The sequence below is a fragment of the Variovorax paradoxus genome (assembly GCF_000834655.1).
Lineage (GTDB): Bacteria > Pseudomonadota > Gammaproteobacteria > Burkholderiales > Burkholderiaceae_C > Variovorax > Variovorax paradoxus_F.
The window spans coordinates 115645-136120 of sequence record NZ_JXQQ01000044.1; the positions used below are offsets into that span (position 1 = coordinate 115645).

General features: G+C 68.6%; 18 protein-coding genes. 11 read left to right on the forward strand and 7 right to left on the reverse strand.

Annotation, left to right across the window (positions count from 1 at the left end):
- Positions 1–25 precede the first annotated feature (25 nt).
- The gene (locus tag RT97_RS18905) at positions 26–925 is read left to right on the forward strand and encodes a hypothetical protein (RefSeq protein WP_042580339.1); all 900 of its coding nucleotides are present in this window, start codon (positions 26–28) and stop codon (positions 923–925) included.
- A 31-nt stretch (positions 926–956) separates the two neighbouring features.
- Here RT97_RS18905 and RT97_RS18910 read toward each other — a convergent pair whose 3' ends face one another.
- Positions 957–1148 (reverse strand): hypothetical protein, encoded by a 192-nt coding sequence (locus tag RT97_RS18910; protein WP_253278267.1) that lies wholly within the window; start codon positions 1146–1148, stop codon positions 957–959.
- 255 nt (positions 1149–1403) lie between these two features.
- Here RT97_RS18910 and RT97_RS18915 point away from each other — a divergent pair, with 255 nt between their 5' ends.
- The gene (locus RT97_RS18915; RefSeq protein ID WP_253278268.1) at positions 1404–2096 is read left to right on the forward strand and encodes a hypothetical protein; all 693 of its coding nucleotides are present in this window, start codon (positions 1404–1406) and stop codon (positions 2094–2096) included.
- 8 nt (positions 2097–2104) lie between these two features.
- Here the strand turns inward: RT97_RS18915 and RT97_RS18920 are convergent, their stop codons facing one another.
- Positions 2105–3124, reverse strand: a complete 1020-nt coding sequence (locus tag RT97_RS18920) for an AEC family transporter (protein WP_042580341.1) — start codon at positions 3122–3124, stop codon at positions 2105–2107.
- Between the two features lie 123 nt (positions 3125–3247).
- Here RT97_RS18920 and RT97_RS18925 point away from each other — a divergent pair, with 123 nt between their 5' ends.
- The 7 genes from RT97_RS18925 (at position 3248) to RT97_RS18955 (ending at position 11701) form a co-directional block, all read left to right on the forward strand.
- Positions 3248–5356 carry an ATP-dependent helicase gene (locus RT97_RS18925; protein ID WP_042580342.1) on the forward strand — a complete coding sequence of 703 codons (2109 nt, stop codon included), beginning with the start codon at positions 3248–3250 and terminating at the stop codon, positions 5354–5356.
- A complete protein-coding gene (locus tag RT97_RS18930; RefSeq protein WP_042580343.1) occupies positions 5353–5799 on the forward strand; it encodes a hypothetical protein in 447 nt (148 codons plus the stop codon). Before RT97_RS18925 ends, RT97_RS18930 begins: the two co-directional genes overlap by 4 nt.
- Positions 5796–6962, forward strand: coding sequence for a phospholipase A (locus tag RT97_RS18935; protein ID WP_042580344.1), 1167 nt, complete (start codon positions 5796–5798; stop codon positions 6960–6962). The genes RT97_RS18930 and RT97_RS18935 overlap by 4 nt, the downstream gene beginning before the upstream one ends.
- A 27-nt stretch (positions 6963–6989) precedes the next feature.
- Positions 6990–7847 (forward strand): ammonia-dependent NAD(+) synthetase, encoded by an 858-nt coding sequence (nadE, locus tag RT97_RS18940; protein ID WP_042580345.1) that lies wholly within the window; start codon positions 6990–6992, stop codon positions 7845–7847.
- A 63-nt stretch (positions 7848–7910) separates the two neighbouring features.
- Positions 7911–9308 carry a coniferyl aldehyde dehydrogenase gene (locus tag RT97_RS18945; protein ID WP_155403844.1) on the forward strand — a complete coding sequence of 466 codons (1398 nt, stop codon included), beginning with the start codon at positions 7911–7913 and terminating at the stop codon, positions 9306–9308.
- A 108-nt stretch (positions 9309–9416) separates the two neighbouring features.
- The gene (locus RT97_RS18950) at positions 9417–10190 is read left to right on the forward strand and encodes an alpha/beta fold hydrolase (protein WP_042580346.1); all 774 of its coding nucleotides are present in this window, start codon (positions 9417–9419) and stop codon (positions 10188–10190) included.
- 62 nt (positions 10191–10252) lie between these two features.
- The gene (locus tag RT97_RS18955; protein ID WP_042580347.1) at positions 10253–11701 is read left to right on the forward strand and encodes an HD domain-containing phosphohydrolase; all 1449 of its coding nucleotides are present in this window, start codon (positions 10253–10255) and stop codon (positions 11699–11701) included.
- A gap of 274 nt (positions 11702–11975) precedes the next feature.
- Here the strand turns inward: RT97_RS18955 and RT97_RS18960 are convergent, their stop codons facing one another.
- From RT97_RS18960 to RT97_RS18980, 5 genes are all read right to left on the reverse strand, one after another.
- Complete coding sequence (locus RT97_RS18960; protein ID WP_042580375.1) at positions 11976–13787, reverse strand: cytochrome c biogenesis protein DipZ; 1812 nt, start codon at positions 13785–13787, stop codon at positions 11976–11978.
- A 136-nt stretch (positions 13788–13923) separates the two neighbouring features.
- Entirely contained in the window at positions 13924–15285 is a 1362-nt protein-coding gene (locus RT97_RS18965) for an ATP-binding protein (RefSeq protein ID WP_042580348.1), read from the reverse strand.
- A 116-nt stretch (positions 15286–15401) separates the two neighbouring features.
- Positions 15402–15818: an organic hydroperoxide resistance protein gene (locus tag RT97_RS18970; protein WP_042580349.1), complete on the reverse strand. Its 417-nt coding sequence runs from the start codon at positions 15816–15818 to the stop codon at positions 15402–15404.
- A 132-nt stretch (positions 15819–15950) separates the two neighbouring features.
- Entirely contained in the window at positions 15951–17432 is a 1482-nt protein-coding gene (locus RT97_RS18975; protein WP_042580376.1) for a M81 family metallopeptidase, read from the reverse strand.
- A gap of 2 nt (positions 17433–17434) precedes the next feature.
- The gene (locus RT97_RS18980) at positions 17435–18460 is read right to left on the reverse strand and encodes a tripartite tricarboxylate transporter substrate binding protein (RefSeq protein WP_080898359.1); all 1026 of its coding nucleotides are present in this window, start codon (positions 18458–18460) and stop codon (positions 17435–17437) included.
- A gap of 146 nt (positions 18461–18606) precedes the next feature.
- Here RT97_RS18980 and RT97_RS18985 point away from each other — a divergent pair, with 146 nt between their 5' ends.
- Both RT97_RS18985 and RT97_RS18990 read left to right on the forward strand, forming a co-directional pair.
- On the forward strand, positions 18607–19554 hold the full coding sequence (locus tag RT97_RS18985; RefSeq protein ID WP_042580351.1) for a LysR substrate-binding domain-containing protein: 948 nt from the start codon (positions 18607–18609) through the stop codon (positions 19552–19554).
- A 177-nt stretch (positions 19555–19731) separates the two neighbouring features.
- On the forward strand, positions 19732–20475 hold the full coding sequence (locus RT97_RS18990; RefSeq protein ID WP_013539189.1) for a response regulator: 744 nt from the start codon (positions 19732–19734) through the stop codon (positions 20473–20475).
- Position 20476: the final 1 nt, after the last annotated feature.

Below are 20476 nucleotides of genomic sequence, written 5' to 3' on the forward strand. Positions count from 1 at the left end.
GCGGGCGGCGCCAAGGTCTTCCAGCATGAACACCTCACTCGCCACCACGGCCCGCCGAATGGGCTTCGGCGCCCTCCTTCTGGCGGCTTCGATGCTGGCTTCGGCGCAGCAGCCGCCCGCGCCACCCGCCCCGCCTGCAACCGGCCCGGCGGCCGAGTTGCGCGCCAAGCTGCAGTCGCTCGCGCCGCAACTCGAGCGCAACGCCTTCCGTCGCCCGCTCGCACTCGAATCGAGCGAAGCCGCGGACCGGCTGAGCGGTGACGTCTATGCGCTGGTGGATCATCCGTTCGCCCGTGTGAGCGGCGCGCTGCGGGAGCCCGCCGCGTGGTGCCAGGTGCTGATGCTTCACCTGAACACCAAGCATTGCGCGGTCAAGGGCGGCGGCTCCACGCTGGCGGTCGCCATCGGGCGCAAGTTCGACCAGCCGATCGCGGACGCGCAGGCGATCGCCTTTGCCTACACGCTGGGCAAGTCCGACGAGAACTACCTGAACGTTCGCCTGAGCGCAGACACCGGACCGCTCTCCACGCGCGACTACAGCATCGTGTTCGAGGCCTCGCCTGCGGACGGCGGCAAGACCGCGATCCACCTGCGCTATGCGTACGCCTACGGCACCGCCGCACGGCTCGCGATGAAGGGCTACCTCGCCACGCTCGGCAGCGACAAGGTCGGCTTCACGCCCGCGGGTCAAGGCGGCTACATCGGCGGCGTGCGGGGCGTGGTGGAGCGCAACACCATGCGCTACTACCTCGCGATCGACAGCTACCTCGATGCGCCCGGCGCGGCGCAGCTGGAGCAGCGCCTCGCGGCTTGGTTCGATGCGACGGAGCAGTACGCCAGGCAGCTCCACGAGATCGACAAGAGCGACTACCTCACGATGAAGCGCCACGAGTTCCAGCGCCTGCAGCAGCCAGCGGCGTCCTGAAGCGACGCGCGCATTCCAACAACTCGGGTACTCAGTGGTAGCCGGTGGGCTCCTTGCCCATGTCCACGTAGCGCAATTCGCGGTGGTGCCGGCGCCGCGCGATGCTGCCCGGCCATGCGAACACCACGAGGCTCAACGCAGCCAGCGCGATCGAAGCCGCGGTGCCGAGCGCACCCACATGCCAGACCCACGCCACGCCGGCGAGCCAGGCGACCCACAACATGATGCGAACCAGTATTGCCATCGGACGCCCCTATTCACACCGTTGACCGGAAGCCACTTTAGCAGCGCATCTGCAAACTCAAGCATTCATCTGAAGAGATAAGGGTTCCTATGACTTACGGCCTGCCCTTGCCTACCTGGAAATAATTGGAAAAAACAGTTGACGCGGCGCGGTGACGCTGCTCAAGCTGCCAATGCGCGAACTCCTCCGCGAGTTTCGCGTTCCAGGCAAGCTCGTTTACACGCAAAGGTCGCCGTGAAATCGTCGTCTCTTCTTGGTTGGGTACCCACAATTGCGTGCGTCGCCGCCCTCATCGGCACACCCGCCGCCGCGGCGGACATCGCACTGCAAGGCCGCGAACTGGTGGTCTCGGGCATGCTCGACGGAAGCGCGATCAAGACCTTCACGGACCACTTGGCGAGCGGCACGGTGCGCACCGTGGTGTTCGAGGATCTCTCCGGCGGCACCGCCGATGCGGCGGGCGCGTTTGCCGACGCGATTCGCGCGAGCGGCGTCGACACCGAGATCCGCGGCCAATGCATGGCCGCCTGCGCCTACGCGTTCCTTGCGGGCAAGACCCATCGATTCGGTTACGGCTTCCAGGTCAACGGCATCCTGCTGCCGGTGGCCGTGCGGCCCACGGCGGCCGAGCTGGCCGTGCGCTGGCGCGGCGAGGAAGCCCACAAGACACTGGCCGACTTCACGCCCGCAACCGCCACCACGGCGGGCACGGCGACGGCCAAGCCGGTGGAGGCCAGTGTCCCGTCCACCAAAGACGCCCGGGACAACTGGCAGCCCGACCACGGCGTGCTCTTCACCGCGAGCCCCACGCTCTTCGGGCGCATCTACAACGCCTATTACTGCGACGGCACGCAGGGCCGCGATTTCTCCAAGTGCGAGCGGCTGTCCGACGCAGATCCGTACAAGCTCGGCGTCCTCACGCCGTAGCGCGCACCTCAGCGCAGCAGCCCCACCGCCAGCGGAAAACTGAAGAAGGCCGCCACCGTCGTCCACAGGATGATGCGTGCGATGCGCCCGTTGTCGGCGCCGAAGCGCTCGGCCAGCATCGACACATTGCTCGCGCTCGGCAGCGCCGCGACCAGCACGATCGCCACCAGTGCCGCGTGCGACAGCGGCAGCCCCAGCGCGATGGCCCCGGCACCCAGCCCCCACACCAGCAGCGGGTGCAGCAGCAGCTTCACCGCCACCACCGGCAGCACATCGGCCAGCGGCGCCTTGCGCGCGGCGGCGCCTCCGGTTCCCATGGCCTGGGCCACCGCGGCGCTGGCCACGTGCTCGCGCTCGAGCAACGCGGAGCGCGCCAGCACCGCGCCGATGGTGAAGAGCGCCACCGGCGAGGCCGCGTCCGCCAGCATGGCCACGGTGCGGTCGATGGGCCCCGGCAATTGCCAGCGTGCCGCCGACAGCAGCACGCCCAGCAGGATCGACCACGGCATCGGATTGAAAACGATGCCGCGCAGCGCCTTGCGCGCCGCCTGCGATGCACCGTGGCGCCCCGCGCCACCTGCCCCGTCCAGCCGCGACAGCGCGATGCACAGCGACGAGGTCACCACGAGGTCGAACGCGATCGTGATGATCATCGGCCCGGCCGCCTGCGCGCCCAGGATCGCCACCAGCAGCGGCACGCCCATGAAGCCGGTGTTCGGAAAGGCCGCCACCAGCGCGCCGAAAGCCGCGTCGTTCCAGCCGATGCGTGCGTTGCGGGTCAGCAGCACCACGCCCGCCACCACGGCCAGCGCGCATGCGCCCCAGACGAGTGCGACGCTGCCATCGAGCAATTGCGTGATCGGCGTGCCGGCGCCGAAGCGCAGCAGCATGCACGGCAGCGCGAAATACAGCACGAAGGTGTTGAGGCCGGGAATCGCCTCCAGCGGCAGGAGGCGGGCGCGGGCGGCGGCGTAGCCGGCCGCGATCAGCGCGAAGAAAGGGAAAGTAACAAGGAATACGGGCAGCACGGGCCGATTGTCGTTGCCCTTGCCCGGCGTGTCCTGCCTACAACGTCCGGCGGGCCCGGCCCCGTATCATTGCCCGCTTTGCGCCTGCCGTTCCCCACGGCGTGTTCCCCGTTCCCACCCCCCATGTCCCACGGTCTCAATCTCGCGCAGCAAGAAGCGGTCAACTACATGCACGGTCCCTGCCTCGTGCTGGCAGGCGCGGGCTCGGGCAAGACGCGCGTCATCACGCACAAGATCGGCCGGTTGATCCAGGCCGGCATGGAGCCCCAGCGCATCGCGGCCATCACCTTCACGAACAAGGCGGCGGCTGAAATGCGCGAGCGCGCGAAAGACCTGATCGGCCGGGACGCGCGCAAGGTGGTGGTCTGCACCTTCCACGCACTGGGCGTGCGCATGATGCGCGAGGACGGCGCGGTGCTGGGCTTGAAGCCCGCCTTCAGCATCCTGGACAGCGACGACGTCACCAAGATCCTGAAGGACGCCGGCGGCACCACCGACATCGCCACCGCCCGCATCTGGCAGTGGACCATCAGCAAGTGGAAGAACATGGGCCTCAACGCCCAGCAGGCCGCCGCCGCCGCGGTGGACGACAACGAGCGCATCACGGCCGAGGTCATGGGCCACTACGAAGAGCGCCTGCAGGCCTACCAGAGCGTCGACTTCGACGACCTCATCGGCATGCCGCTCAAGCTCCTGCACGACTTTCCCGAAGTGCGCGCCAAGTGGCAGGCCGCGCTCGGCCACATCCTGGTGGACGAGTACCAGGACACCAACGCCACGCAGTACGAAGTGCTCAAGGCCCTGGCCGGCGACCGCGCCCGCTTCACCGCGGTGGGCGACGACGACCAGTCGATCTACGGCTGGCGCGGCGCCACGCTGGACAACCTGAAGAAGCTGCCGGTCGACTACCCGACGCTCAAGGTCATCAAGCTGGAGCAGAACTACCGCTCCACCAGCGCCATCCTGCGTGCGGCCAACAACGTGATCGGCCCCAACCCCAAGCTCTTTCCGAAGACGCTCTTCTCCGAACTGGGCGAAGGCGAGCCGGTGCGCATCGTCGATGCCGACACCGAACTGCACGAGGCCGAGCGCGCGGTGGCGCGCATCGTGAGCCTGCGCGCGGGCGACGCCACCACGCAGGGCACGCAATACAAGGAGTTCCGCGACTTCGCGATCCTGTACCGCGCCAACCACCAGGCGCGCATCTTCGAGCAGGCGCTGCGCCGCGCGCAGATCCCCTACAAGGTCTCGGGCGGCCAGAGCTTCTTCGACCGCGCCGAGATCAAGGACCTGTGCGGCTGGTTTCGCCTCTGGGTCAACAACGACGACGACCCCGCGTTCCTGCGCGCCATCACCACGCCCAAGCGCGGCATCGGCCACACCACGCTCGCGAGCCTGGGCACGTTCGCCAGCCAGTACAAGCTGAGCCTGTTCGCGGCGCTGTTCAGCCCGTCGCTGCCCAGCGTGATCCCCAAGCGCACGCTCGAAGGCGTGCACGAGTTCGGCCGCTACATCAACGACCTGGAATACCGCGCGCGCCGCACCATGGGCGCCGAAGACTCGCGCACCTTCATGCTCGACTGGCTCAAGGAGATCGACTACGAGCGCCATCTCTACGAAGGCGAGGACAGCGAAGCGGCCGCCGCCACGCGCTGGACCAACGTGCTGGAGTTCGTCGACTGGATGTCGCAGCGCGCCGGCGGCTCGCTGGACGACGCATCGGGCGCCAACAACAACGACGAAGGAAACGAGCGCAAGAGCCTGCTCGAAGTCGCGCAGACCATCTCGCTGCTCTCGACCATCAGCGAGCGCGAGCAGGACCAGAACGTGGTCACGCTCTCCACGCTGCATGCCTCCAAGGGCCTGGAGTGGCCGCACGTGCTGCTCATCGGCGTGACCGAGGGGCTGCTGCCCTTCAAGCTGGACGACGACAACGGCCGCCAGAAGGTGGTGAGCGACGAGACGACGCAACGCCTGCAGGAAGAGCGCCGCCTGATGTACGTGGGCATCACCCGCGCGCAGCGCAGCCTGGCCGTGAGCTGGACCAAGAAGCGCAAGCAGGGCCGCGACATGGTGCCCTGCATGCCGAGCCGCTTCATCGCCGAGATGGGCCTGGACAAGGCCACGACCAGGGAAGACCCGCGCGAGAAGCTCAAGGCGCTGCGCGCCGAGTTCGCGCGCAAGGCACAGGACAGCGCGGCCGCGAAGGCGGCCGCGGCGGCGGCGCCATGAAGGCGCTGTTCGCGGTCTTCGCCGCGCTCGTCGTCACCGGCTGCGCCACGGTCGATCCCAACTGCCCCGCCGACGCGCGCGACCTGCCCCTGGCATCGCTCTACGGCCGCTGGGAAGCGCGCTTCGACGGCCTGCCCGCCGTGTCCGTCGTGCACCTCGGCAAGCACCCCGACTACGCCGGCGTGCGCGGCACGATCACGCGCAATGCCGATGGCGGCAGCGCCAAGCCTTCGGTGGCGCAGCTGGCAGGCGACGTCGACGACGAGGGCGCCCTCTCCATCGACGAATCGCTGGACGGCCGCGCCATCAGCGGCAACTGGGCCGGTACCTTGCAGCCGCGCTCCTGCGGCCGCGAATTCAGGGGAACGTGGCGCAATGCCGCGGACGAAAGCACGCACCCGTTCGTGCTGATCAAAACGGACGGTTTGGAAGGAAAAAGATGACCACTCGCACCTATGCGTTCTCCGCAACGTTCATGACGTTCGCGGCCTGCCTGGGCAGCGCGGCCGCCTACGCACAAGCCGTCGACAAGCCCGCGAGCCCGCTGGCCGACTCGCAACTCACCTGGCAGCAATGCGCCGCGCTCGGCAACAACAACGACGCCCGCCTGGCCTGCTTCGACCGCTGGGCCCAGCAGCAGACGCTGCCCTCGGTGTCGGTGCCTGTCGCGCCGCCCGTGCTGGCCAGCACGCAGGCGCCGCCGGTGGACGGCACGATTCCCGCCACCCGCGTGATCTCGGTCGCCACCACAGAGGGCTGCCGCGACCGCCAGTATTCGGTGCTCTCGCGCTTCTGGGAGCTGGAGAACGCGACCGACTGCGGCACCTTCGGCTTTCGCGGCTACCGCCCGCTCAACGTCTCGGTCTCGGCCGCCACCAAGAAGCCGCAGGTGCCCACGTCGCCCTCGGCCGACCACACCGGCGACCCCATCGCCTACCAGGCCAACGAGATGCGCATCGGCCTGTCGGTGCGCACCAAGCTCGCGCAGGGCATGCTCACGCAGAACGATCCGGTCAAGAAGGACTCGCTGTGGTTCGCCTATTCGCAGCAGTCGACCTGGCAGCTGTTCAACGGCGCGATCTCGCGGCCTTTCCGCACCACCGACCACGAGCCCGAGCTGATGTATGTCTACCCGACCGACTTCAAGCTGCCCGGCGGCTGGCGCTGGCGCTACGCGGGCCTGGGCATCGTGCACCAGTCGAACGGCCAGACGCTGCCGCTGTCGCGCAGCTGGAACCGCGTCTACCTGATGGGCGGGGCCGAGCTGGGCGACGAGTTCCAGATCACCGGACGCATCTGGAAGCGCATCTCGGAAGATGCGGCCAAGGACGACAACCCCGACATCGCCGACTACATCGGCCGCGCCGAAGTCACCGGCCGCTGGAACCTGAACCGCGACAACACGCTCGGCGTGACGGTGCGCAACAACCTGCGCGACAGCGGCCGCGGCTCGGTGAAGCTCGAATGGCTCAAGGCCATCGGCGATCCGACCAAGAGCAACCTGCGCTTCCACACGCAGCTGTTCCACGGCTATGGCGACACGCTGGTGGACTACAACCGCAAGCGAACGGTTTTGAGCATCGGCCTGAGCCTCGTCGACTTCTGATCTCCTTCTTATCCGCAGGCGAAAAACATGAGTGCTGACCTGTCCCCCGTCGATGCCACGCAGCGCGAGATCATCGCGGCGCTGCACGTGGCCCCCGTGTTCGATGCCGCCGCCGAGCTCGAGCGGCGCACCGACTTTCTCGCCGGCTACCTGAAGCAGACGGGACTGAAAACGCTGGTGCTCGGCATCAGCGGCGGCGTCGATTCGCTCACGGCCGGCTGCCTCGCGCAGCGTGCTGTCGAGAAGCTGCGTGCCGGCGGCTACGACGCCACCTTCATCGCGATGCGCCTGCCCTACGGCGTGCAGAAGGACGAAGCGGAAGCGCAACGGTCGCTCACCGTGATGAAGCCCGACCGCACGATCACCGTGGACATCCGCCCCGCGGCCGACGGCATGCTCGCCGCGTTGAAGGCCGGCGACCTGAAGTTCCGCGATGCGGCGCACGAGGACTTCGTGCTGGGCAACATCAAGGCGCGCCAGCGCATGGTCGCGCAGTTCGCGGTGGCCGGCGCGCACGACGGCATCGTCATCGGCACCGACCACGCGGCCGAGGCGCTGATGGGCTTCTTCACCAAGTTCGGCGACGGCGCGGCCGACATCACGCCGCTCACCGGCCTGAACAAGCGCCGCGTGCGAGCCGTGGCGGCACTGCTCGGCGCGCCCGACGAACTGGTCTTCAAAGTGCCGACCGCCGACCTCGAATCGCTGGTGCCGGGCAAGCCCGACGAAGACGCCTTCGGCGTCACCTACGAAGAGATCGACGACTTCCTCGAAGGCAAGCCGGTGACTGCCGAGGCGCGCGCGATCATCCTGTCGACGCACCGCAAGAGCGCGCACAAGCGCGCGCTGCCGGTCGAGCCGCCCCCCGCAAGCGCCGGGGGCTGACCCAACGACCGCGGCGCTGTCCGCTGTACCGACCAACGCGCTGCCCCCCATCGACGAGGTGCCATGACCCCCACCATGAGACAGACCTTCGATGCGATGCGCGCAGCCAGCCTGCGCGCGCAGACGCCGCCGTGGAGCGAGCGCGCCGACCGCCTGCACCGCCTGCGCGCGCTGGTGACCGGCAACCGCATGGAGATCGCCGCCGCCATCAGCGCCGACTTCTTCAACCGGCCGTTCCAGGAAACCGAGCTGGCCGAGGTGTTCCCCGCGGTCGAGGGCATCGACCATGCGCTGGGCCATGGGAGGAAATGGATGCGGACGCAGCGCCGCTCCACCGGCCTCTGGTTCAAGCCCGCGTCGTCGCGGATCATGCCGCAGCCCCTGGGCGTGGTCGGCATCGTGGTTCCGTGGAACTACCCGCTGAACCTCGCGGTGGGCCCGATGACCGCCGCGCTGGCCGCGGGCAACCGGGTGATGGTCAAGCAGTCGGAATTCACGCCGCGCTTTGCCGAGTTGTTCGCCACGCTCGTGCGCGCGAGCTTTGCGGAAGACGAGATTGCCATCGTCAACGGCGATGCCGAGGCGGCACGCGAATTCTCCAGCCTCCCGTTCGATCACCTGCTGTTCACCGGCTCGACCGCCGTCGGCCATCACGTGATGCGCGCCGCGAGCGAGAACCTCACGCCGGTGACGCTGGAGCTGGGCGGCAAGTCGCCCGCGATCATCGGGCCCGATGCCAACTTCGAGAAGGCCGTCGAGCGCATCCTCGTGGGCAAGACGCTCAACGCGGGCCAGACCTGCATCGCACCCGACTACGTGCTCGTGCCCGAGGGCCAGCAGGCGCGCTTCGCCGCCAGCGCGCGGCGCATGTTCGCGGCGATGTACCCGGACATCGCCAGCAACAACGACTACACGAGCATCGTGAGCCCGCGCCATTTCTCGCGATTGCAGGAACTCGCGGCGCTCGCGCAGGCGCAGGGCGCATCGGCCCTTCCACTCTCGGACATGGCGCCCGATGCCGCGACGCGCCGCTTTCCGCCCGTGCTGCTGACCGGCGTGCAGGACGGCATGCGCGTGATGCAGGAGGAGATCTTCGGCCCGATCCTGCCGGTGATTCCGTACACGGCCATCGACGACGCCATCGCCTACGTCAACGCGCACCCGCGTCCGCTCGCGCTCTACCTCTTCGAGAAGAACCGCGCGACCATCGACCGGGTGATGCAGGAGACGGTGGCCGGCGGCGTGTCGATCAACGACACCCTGCTGCACATCGCGCAGGACGACCTGCCCTTCGGCGGCGTCGGTGCGAGCGGCATGGGGGCCTACCACGGGGAGTACGGTTTTGCGACCTTCTCCAAGATGAAGCCGATCTTCCACCAGTCGGCCTTCAGCGGCGTGGGCCTCTTCAAGCCGCCCTACGGCAAGACCTTCGCGCGGATGCTGAAGCTGCTGGTGCGCTGAGCGGGTTGCTCCCCGGCGTTTGTGCCCATTGGACATTCGTCCGATGGCGCCGCGGGCCCGCTGCGCCGACAGTACGGGTTCCGCTTCAACTCACTCATCAGGACTTCCATGAAAACCGCTCAACGCTTCAAGCTCGCCGCCGCAGCCCTCGCCATCGGCCTCTCCTTCGCCACGGGCGCCACCGCCGCCACCAGCGGCGACAAGCCCAGCGTGGTCATCGTCCATGGTGCGTTCGCCGACGGCTCCGACTGGGCCAAGGTGATCCCCCTGCTGCAGGCCAAGGGCGTGAACGTGGTCGCGGTGCAGAACCCGCTGACCTCGCTCGAAGACGACGTGGCCGCCGCCAAGCGCGCCATCGACGCGCAGCCCGGCAAGGTCGTGCTGGTGGGCCACTCGTGGGGCGGCTCGGTCATCACCGAGGCCGGCGGGAACGACAAGGTCTCGTCGCTCGTCTACATCGCGGCCTTCGCACCCGATGCGGGCCAGAACTCGGCCGAGCTCGGCAAGGACTACCCGACGGCGCCCGGCTTCGCGCACATCAAGGCCGACGCGAGCGGCTTCCTGTCGCTCACGAAGGAAGGCATGTCCAAGCACTTCGCGCAGGACCTCCCCGCCGCCGCCACGTCGGTGATGACCTCGACGCAGGGCCCGATCCAGGGCAAGTCCTTCGAGCAGAAGCTCACCGTGGCCGCATGGAAGACCAAGCCCTCCTGGTACCTGGTCGCGAACTCGGACCACATGATCCAGCCAGCCCTGCAACGCGACATGGCCAAGAAGATCGGCGCGACCGTCTCCTCGGTCAACAGCAGCCACGTGCCGCAGCAATCGCAGCCGGCCAAGGTGGCGCAGGTGATTCTGGACGCCGTGAACCAATCCAAGTAAGGTGCCCGGCGCGCCGGCCCAGGCCGGCGCGCCTTCTTCCTTTTACTTCTTCGATTGCTCCCGTGCAGCCTGCGCCCCATATCCCGGTCTTCGACGCCATCAAGGCCCTTGCATTCGTCGGCGACCTGAGCATGGGGCAACCCATCGACCATTCGGCCCGCACCGCGTGGATCGCCTCGCAACTGGCCGCCGCCATCGGCCGCGACCAGGCGGTGCAAGGCCATGCGGCGTGCGCGTCGCTCCTGCGATGGTCGGGCTGCACCGCGAACGCGCCCGAGTTCTCCGACCTGATGGGCGACGACGTCGGCGGACGCCGCGCGATGCTCTCGACCGCATCGGCGAGCGCAGCGGCCGAATTCGCCGGCTCCGTCGGCCCGATGGCTGAGATTCATTGCGAAGTGTCGGGCGACATCGCGCGCACGCTGGGCATGCCGCCCGAAGTCGAACGCACGCTGCGCCACATGTTCGAGACCTTCGACGGGCGCGGCAAGCCGCAAGGCCTGCGTGCCTCCCAGATTCCCGAAGAAGTCTTCGTCGTCTCGGTCGCCGGCGACCTGGAGATCTTCTCGCGCGTGCATGGCCTGAGCAACGCGCTGCGCTACATCGCCGAGCGGGCGGATGCGCGCTATCCGGCCTTCGTTGTCGACGCGGTGCAGCAGCATGCGGTCGACTGGCTGCATGCGCTGGAGCAAGGCGCAGCCGCCGACATGCAGCCGCCCTCCGATGCATTGCGCGAGACGACCGCATCGCTGGAACTGATCGCCGACGTGATCGACCTCAAGCTGCCATGGATGACCGGCTTCTCGCGCCGCGTGGCCGATGCGGCGTTCGCATGCGCCGCCGGCGTGGGGCTGGGCGATACCGAGCAGGGGCAGGTGCGGCGCGCGGCGCTCATCCACGGCATCGGCCGCGCGTCGGTGCCGAACGCGGTGTGGGATTCGCCGGGCGTGCGCAGCGAAGCCGACAAGGAGCGCTTGCGGCTCGTGCCCTACTGGACGGACCGCGCGGCGCGCCGCATCGGCACGCTGCGCACCGAAGCCGAGATCGCCTCGTTCGTGGACGAGCGCCTTGACGGCTCGGGCTTTTTCCGCGGCATCAAGGGACCGGCCATCGACGTCGCGGGGCGCGTGCTGGCCGTCGCCGCGCACTGGGTTCTGCTGCGCACCAGCCGCCCGGGGCAGGCTGCGCTCGACGAAGCCGCTGCGATCGCCGCGCTGAAAAACGAAGCGAAAGTCGGGCGACTCGACGCTGCGGCCGTGGCCGTGCTGACGGGACATCCGCAGGCCGATGCTGCCCCCACACCATCGAACGACGCAGCGGCCCTGCTTTCCAGCCGCGAGATCGAAGTGCTCGGGCGCATCAGCCTGGGCGACAGCAACAAGGAAGCGGCGCGTGTGCTGGGCATCAGTCCGAGCACGGTGCGTGCTCACCTGGAGAACATCTTTCGCAAGCTGGAATGCACGACGCGTGCTGCGGCCACTTTGAAGGCGCTGACGCTCGGGTTGCTCTGATCGCGGGCGCATTCGGGGCGGGTGCACAGGCCACCGGGTACTCCCCTCCGCGAATGTTCCCCGGGCTTCGCCCTCTTCCTTGATTTCGCTGCGGGGAGCACCCGATGCCCTGCGCACCAGGGCACGCTGCTGGTGTGCGGCCGATCAACGACCGCCCTGGAAGCGCTCGCGCTGATGGTGGGCTCTGTTTCGCGAAATCAAGGAGGAGACCGCAGGCCGGGGGACATTCGCGAAACAGAGCCCACCGTCGGTGCGGGTGCCGCCCTGAACGGCTTCAACCGAACGTGAACGCGTAGGCCTGCGCTCCGCCATCGAGGAACTCGATCTCGAACAACCGCTCCTTCTCTCCCTTCGCCTGGCGGACCAGCTGGTAGAGCTTCTGCGCCTCGATGGTCCCGTAGCCTTGCGCGTCGGTGTCGGCGCCGTGGTCGGCGAGCGGGGGCTTGCCATCCACCAAGACGCGAAAACGCACCGGCTTGCCGTCGGCCATGGGGCCGAGCACCAGGTGCAGGTCGCGCGCCTGGAAGCGATAGGCGATGCGGCTGTTCGGCTGGTTCGACACGGCGCGCTCGGGCTCGACCGTCCATTCGCCCGCAAGCGCCCACTGGTTCGTGCGCAGCGACGCAGGGCTCTGGTAGACGTGTGCGCGGCCGTTCACGAGGCCGCCGGGCGAGGCGAAGCCCTGGGCGCGCTCCGTGCCCACATAGGTCTCGCCCGACATCGCGAGCTCGTCGCCCGGTGCGGCCTGCGTGCCCTCGCCCTTCGGTGCGACCACACCGGCCGGCAGGTTGCGCTGCCCGGCTTCGGCGAGCAGCTGCTGGATGATCTGCTCGGCCTTGTCGTAGCGGTTCTCGCCGAACTGGTGATGACGGATGCGGCCCTGCGCATCGATGAAATAGAACGCGGGCCACGCCTGGTTGTCGAAGCCGCGCCAGACCTTGAAGTCGTTGTCCAGCGCCACCGGGAAGTCGATGCCCAGGTCCTTCGTCGCCTTGCGCACATTGGCCGAGCGCTTCTCGAATGCGAACTCCGGCGAATGCACGCCCAGGACGACGAGCCCCGCATCCTTGTACTTCTCGGCCCAAGCACGAACGTACGGCAGCGTGCGCAGGCAGTTGATGCACGAGTAGGTCCAGAAGTCGACCAGCACGACCTTGCCGCGCAGGGCCTCGGGGGTCAGCGGCGGCGAGTTGATCCATTCGGTCGCACCGGCGAGCGAGGGGAATTGGCCCTCGACGCCCAGCTTGCGCACGGGTGCCGGCTCCGGCAGCACGGCGGCCGTCTTGACGAAGCCGGCGTCTTGCGGCTGCGCGGCCGATTCGGCCATCGGGCTGGATGGCGATGGCTGTTGCGGCTTGGGCATGTCGATCTTCTCCACGAGTGCTTCTTCGAGTGCCGAGGTGGTGCCCACCGAGAGCTGGCTGAGCACGCCGGTGTCCAGCCCCAGCGCAATGGCGCCCACGCCCACCAGCACGGCCACGCCCGCCACGCGGCGCACCCACTCGCCCGTGTGCAGCGAACGCTTCATGACCGCGAACACGCGTCCGCCGAACAGCAGCGCCGCCGCCAACGAGGTGCATGCACCGGCCGCATAGGCCAGCAGCAGCACGGTGGTACCGACGCTCGCGCCGTTGAGCGCCGCGCCGGTGAGGATGAGCCCGAGGATCGGGCCCGCGCACGGCGCCCACAGGAGGCCGGTACCGACGCCCAGCAGCAGCGGCGAGAACACCGACGCCTTGGCGCCTTGGCCGTCGGGCTGCGCTTCGGCCAAGCGGATGCCCAGCGCGACCAGCGGCCGGCTCAGGCGGTCGGCCAGGCTGGGGAACAGCAGCGTCCCGCCGAACAGCGCGAGCATCGCGATCGCCGCATAGCGCCCGTACTCGTTGACCGTGACCACCCAGCCGCCGCCCACTGCGGCCAGCGTGGCGATCGCGGCGAAGGCCACCGACATGCCCAGCAGCATCGGCAGGCCGTGCGAGCGGAACGGCCGATCGGCCCGTGCGAACACGAAGGGCAGCACCGGCAGGATGCAGGGGCTCAGGATGGTGAGCACCCCGCCCAGGTAGGCAATGAGAAGGAGCAACAGCATGGTTCGGGTCTCGTCTGTGGTGGTCGATGTGCGCCGTCGGGGCGTGCGGGGCCTTCACGGTCTCGACACGCGAGCCGCGGGTTGCTTGAAACAGGTGGACGGAAGCGGCGCCGCGGGTGCGCGGCTTGTGCCTCTAGGTGATTCGCGTGGGCATGGTCAGGCGTGCCTCCAGTCCGCCTTCGGGGCGGTTCTGCAGCTTGAGCTCGGCGCCCATCGCCATCGCCAGCTGGTGCGCGATGGCCAGGCCCAGGCCCGTGCCGCCGGTGCTGCGGTTGCGCGAGCTCTCGACGCGGTAGAAGGGCTTGAGCACCGCGTCCAGCTCGTCGGGCGGAATGCCGGGGCCGTTGTCGACCACGGCGATGGCCAGCTGCCCTTCGCCGGGTTGCACGCGCACCCGCACATCGCTGCCGAAGATCAGCGCGTTGTCGATCAGGTTCATGACGATGCGGCGTATCGCGTTCGGGCGGCCCACGATCGGCACGCCCGCCCTGCCTTCGAGGTGCACCGTCTTGCCGGCGTCCTCGTAGTCGGCCTGCATGCTCTCGAGCAGCGCATCGGCGTCCATGCGCAGCGGCGGCTCGGTGGCGCCGTGCAGCGTGCGCGCATAGGTCACGCCTTCGCGCACCAGCGAATTCATCGCGTCCAGGTCCTGGCGGAACTTGGTGCGGTCGTGTTCGTCGTCCATCATCTCGGTGCGCAGCCGCATCCGCGTGATCGGCGTCTGCAGGTCGTGCGAGATGGCCGCGAGGATCTCCACGCGCTCGGACATGTAGCCGCCGATGCGCTGCTGCATCGCATTGAAGGCGCGCGCGGCGTGCGCCACTTCGGTCGGCCCTTCTTCGGCGAGCTTCTGCGCCTGGAGGTCGGGCCCCAGGTCGTCGGCCGCGGCGGCCAGCTCGGCCAGCGGCCGCGTGACCAGCCGAACGGCGAACCAGGCGCAGACGGCCAGCACCAGCAGCTGGATGGCCAGCAGCCACATGACCCAGCGCGATACGGGCATACCCACGCGGCGCGCATGCACGACCACCGAGGAGCCATCGGTCAGGCGCACCTGGATCTGCAGGCCCTCGGGCGGCTGCAGCACCTCGCCGACCTTGACGACCTCGAAGGGGCGCATCGCCTCCACGATGGCGGTGGCGAACTGCTGCGACAGCAACGACCGGGGCGGCACGCCATCGGCCATGCCGCCCAGCACGAAACGGTAGTTGCGCCGCTCCAGCTTCTCGAGCCATGCGGGCCGCTCGGCGGCGGGCAGGCGGTCCAGGATGGAGACCGAGCTCGCGATGTCGCGCTCGATGCCGGTCATCATCAGTTCGCGCATCGCCATGTCGCGCTCGTAGCGGATCGCGGCGAAGGTGAGCAGCTGCGCGATCGCCAGGCCCACCACGATGATCAGCGTCACCCGGGCGAACAGCGAGCGCGGCACCAGGCGGCGCAGGCTGCTGGCGGTGCCGACAGGGTTATTCACGGCGACGGGGCTGGCGGGTGTGGACATGGCCCCGTTTATAGACCCCGGCCTGGCCGGAAAGCCCATCGCATGTATCGCAGTGTGTTCGGCAGCAAGCAGCGACATGGAACATTACCCGTGCAGGCCCGTCGTTCGTCGTCAGGTCAGACCACGTTGATCGTGACGTCGACGTTGCCGCGCGTGGCCTTGGAGTACGGGCACGTCTGGTGCGCCGCGTCCACCAGCGACTGCACGACCTCGCGCTCGATGCCGGGTACGCTGACGTTCAGGCGGGCCTTGAGGAAGTAGGCGCCGTCGGCGTTGGCCAGGTCCACCTCGGCGTCCACGGCCAGGTCTGCGGGCAGCTTGATCTTCAGCTTGCCGGCGGCCAGGCCCATCGCGCCGATGAAGCAGGCGGACCAGCCGGCGGCGAAGAGCTGCTCGGGGTTGGTGCCGGTGCCCGGGCCGCCGGGCGACGAGAGCTTGACGTCCAGGCGCCGGTCGCTGCTGGTCGATGCGCCGTCGCGGCCGCCGGTGGTGTGGGTCGTGCCGGTGTAGAGGATCTTTTCGTTGGAGCTCATGGTGTTTCCTTGGAGGGTTTGATTGGGAACGGACCGGATTGTTGGGCCGCTCCCACCCTCTGGGCGCACCTTGCGTATGGCTTTGTATCTGCCGGAGAAACCCACACAGTACGTTTCACGGCCGGCCGGATTTCAGCCCGCGTCGCATGGCCGCGTGCGCATTTCCCTGGCCAGGTTTTTCCACGGCAGCTGCGACGGATCGGCGATGAAGGGCCCTGGCGAGCGCACCACGAGGATCTCTTCGGCGATGGCCGCGAAGTCGGCGCGAAAGTGCACCGAGCTCTTGTTCACGAGGATCTTCATCTGCTCGGGCCCGATGCCCACGATGCGATACATGTTGCGGTCGAGCAGCTGCGCCTTGGCCGAGCTCACCGCGATGCGCACGCCGCCGATGCGCAGGCACGCCATCGGCCCGAGGTCGGAGGCCTTGCCGTTCATCATCGGACCGCCGTAGACGAACTTGCCGTCGGCCAGCGCTTCGACCTGGAAGCTGCCGCGCAGCGGTTCATCGCCCTCGACCTGCGGGCAGCCGCCCAGGCCGATGTCGATCCAGGCGCCCACGCCCGCCTCGTGCGCTGCAGCGGCGGCGGCCGGATCGCAGATGAGGCCGAGTGCCGCATCCTGCGCGTCGTGCCTGAGCAGCGCGCGCAAGAGCCCCGTGGTGTTCGAGTCGCCGCCGACGCCGGGGTTGTCCTGCGTGTCCGCGAGGATCACCGGGCGCGTGGCCGTTCGCGCGACCTGCATCGCGCGCGACACCGCGGCATCGGGCTCCTCGAAGTGCACCGCCCATTGGTGCTCGGGGTGGCAGATGCGGGAGAACAGCGCATCGACGGCGCGCTCGATGCGCGCCGCATCGAAGCCGTAGCCCCACACCACCGGGCCGCACTCCGCGAAGTCGGAGGCCGGAAAGCCCGGCGCGAAGGAAAGCGAGAGCACGCCTTCCCTCTCCAGTTCTTCGAGCAGGTCGTACATGCCGCGCGCAGGCTGCATCATGGTGGACATGCTGTTCACCGGAATGAGGAACGGCACGCGCCGTGCCACGCGGTGCGCCGGCCTGTCGCTGCCGGTGAGCGCGAGCAGCAGCTCCCCGGCCCGCCGGCCCGTGTCGGCCATGTCGATGTGCGGATACGTGCGATACGCCACGAGGCCATCGGCGAGCGAGAGCATCTGCGTGGTGACGTTGGCGTGCGAATCGAGCGACACCACGATCTTCATCTGCGGCCCCACCACCGCGCGGATGCGCGCGAGCAACTCGCCTTCGCCGTCGTCCAGGTGCTGCGCGACCATCGCGCCATGCAGGTCGAGGTAGATCGCATCGAACGAGGCCGTCTTCACCGCCTCGACGATTTCGCCGGCGATGCGCTCGTAGGCATCGGTGGTCACATGCGCCGAGGCGCCCGCGCCGGCCCAGATGACGGGCGTGACGGTGTGGCCCTGCGCACGCACGAAGTTGATGAAGCCGCTCGCGGGCAGGTTGACGTTGAGCAGGCCGAAGAGCCCTTCACCGCGCACGAGCCCCGGAAAATCCTCGCCGCGCACGAAGCTGTCGTACGAGGCCACGGTGGGCGCGAAGGTGTTGGTCTCATGCTGGAAACCGGCGACGAGGATGTTCATCATCATTGGGCAGTCAGTTGAATCGAACGGGCCATCTTCTTGAACTTCTCCGTCTCCTGGACGTAGAACTTCGCGGAGTCGGCAAGGGGTTGGGGCTTCATCGGCACCGTGCCCGACTGCGCGAGCGCCTTCACCATCTCTGGCGACTGGATCGCCTGCTGCGAGGCCTCCAGCAGCACGCGCAGCCGATCGTCCGGAATGCCGGCCTTGGACATCACGGCGAGCCACACCGAATGCACGAACTCGCTCTTCCTGGCGACGTTTCCTTCGGAGATGGCGGGCACGTCGGGCAGCGTGCGCATGCGCTGCGTGTCGAGCACGTTGATGGCCTTGATCTTGTGGCTCTCCAGCAGCTGGATCGAGGCGCCCAGGTTCGGCAGGATGGTGATGTCGATCTGCTGGCCGACCAGGTCCTGCATCATCGGCGTGGCACCCTTGTAGGGCACGTGCAGCAGTTTGGCGCCCGTGGTCTGCGCGAGGTATTCGGAGACGATGTGGTACATCGATCCGTGCCCCGGGCTGCCGAAGGTCAGGCTCTGGCTGCCGGGCTTCTTCGCCGCGGCAATGAGCTGCTCGAGCGACGCATACGGCAGGTCGTTGCGCGCCATCACCACCAGCGGATGCGTGGAGATCGGCGCGATCAGCGCGAGCTCCTCGGGCTTGTACTTCGCCGATGCGTTGGACAGCGGCGCGAGGATCGCCTCGTTGGGCGAACCCATGATGAGCGTGTAGCCGTCGGCCGGCTTGCTCAGGAGACGCTGCACGGCAAGCGCGCCGCCGGCACCCGGCAGGTTCTCGATGATGAGCGGCTGGCCGAGCAGCTTCGCCATCGACGGCTGCATGGCGCGCGCGAGCACGTCGGCCGGGCCGCCGGGCGGGAACGCGACGAGCATGGTCACCGGCTTGGACGGAAAGGTCTCCGCGGCAAGCGCCGGGCCGGCGGTCGTCGCGTTGACGAGAAGCGCGGCCGCAAGGGCGGCGATGCCTGCGAACGCGCGGGCGACGGGGGTGTTCGGCATGTCTCTCATGGGGTCCTCTTCTTTCCAGACTGCGGGGGGCGGTGGACGCGGGGGATCGCGTTGAACAAATTGTTCGGCGTAGCATCTGTTCGAGCAACAGCAACTTTTTGACCACTTCGTTGCCCGTGAGGCAACGCTGAAAGGACCTGGACGCCATGCGCGACATCAACCAGAAGCGGCTGAAGTACTTTCACGAAGTGCTCGTCCACGGCTCGATCCGCGGGGCTGCCGATGCACTCAACACCGCGCCGTCGGTCATCACGCGGCAGGTGGCCTTGCTGGAAGAAGAGCTGGGCCTGCTGCTCTTCGAGCGGCAAGCGCGCGGCGTGGCGCCGACCGATGCCGCGTTCCACCTGCTCGAGTACTGGCGCGGCTGCCAGGCGCACCAGGAGCAGCTGACCGAGCGGCTGCGCGCGATCGAGTCGATGGACGCGGGCACGGTGCGCATCGTCGCGAGCGAAGGCTTCGTCGACGGCTTGCTGGAGCAGGTGGTCGCGCCGTTCTGCGCAGCGCACCCGAAGCTGGCGGTGGTGCTCGATGCGCTGCCCGCGAGCGAGCTGATCGCAGAGGTAGTGAGCGATGCGGCGCACATCGGCCTGGCCTACAACCCGCAGTCCGATGCGCAGCTCGAGTTCGTCGCCAGCGCCGCCGCACCTGCCAGGCTGCTGGTGCGCGCAGGGCATCCGCTCACGAAGATCGCGGGCCCGCTGCAGATACGGCAGATCTCCGGTTACCCGCTGGGCCTGATGCCGCCGGGCTACGGCGTCGGACGGCTCGTGGAGCTGCTGGAGTACGCGGAGCATGTGAAGCTGCACCCGAGCCTGCGCAGCAACTCGGTGGTCGCTCTGAAGCGCTTCGTGCGCTCCACCGATGGCGTGACCTTCATCGGCGCGGGCCTCGCGGCGGCGCCGGAGATCGAGGCGGGGCACCTCGTTGCGCTCGACCTCGCGCACCCGCTGTGCAGGTCGGCGCAGGTGCGATTGATGGTGCGCCAGGGGCGGCCGCTGCCGGTGGCGGCCGACCGCTTGCTCGCGCAGATCGGACAGAACTTCTCGGTGTTCGCCGCCAAGCGCCCCGCGGCGAAGAAGGGGCGCCGCCGCTGAAACACCGAGAGGTCGCCCGGGCACCCGGGCCGCGGCGCCAGCAGGCCGGCGGGGCGAGGGGCGAAACATAGTGTCGCGCCGCGCGCTGCCAGATACTTGCGAATACAAACCGCCCGCCGGTCCGCGGCAGCCGGGATACATTGCGGCTGCGGCGCACACCACACCTCACCCACTGCCATGACCCCAAAGACTTCCGACCACATCCTCATCGTCGACGACGACCGGGAAATCCGCGAACTGCTCACGACCTACCTGGTCAAGAACGGCCTGCGCGTGGTGGCGGTGCCCACCGGGCGGCACATGCGCGCGGCACTGGAGGAGTCGGGGCCCTTCGACCTGATCATCCTGGACCTGATGCTGCCGGGCGAAGACGGGCTCACGCTCTGCCGCGACCTGCGCACCGGCAAGTACAAGGCCACGCCGATCCTGATGCTCACCGCGCGCAGCGAGGAAGCCGACCGTATCCTGGGCCTGGAGATGGGCGCCGACGACTACCTGGCCAAGCCCTTCTCCGCGCGCGAGCTGCTCGCGCGCATCCGCTCGGTGATGCGCCGCACGCGCATGCTGCCGCCGAACATGGGCGCGGTCGAGCCTTCGCAGAAGCTGGCCTTCGGCGACTGGCACGTGGACACGGTGGCGCGCCATCTGCTGGACGACAGCGGCACGATGGTGGCGCTCAGCGGCGCCGAATACCGCCTGCTGCGCGTGTTCCTCGACCACCCGCAGAAGGTGCTCAGCCGCGACCAGCTGCTGAGCCTCACGCAGGGCCGCGAGGCGGAGCTCTTCGAGCGATCGATCGACCTCTTGGTGAGCCGCCTGCGCCAGCGGCTGCGCGACGATGCGCGAGAGCCGCGCTACATCAAGACGGTGCGCAGCGAAGGCTACGTTTTCGCCTCGGCCGTCGAAGCGCGCGACGACTGAG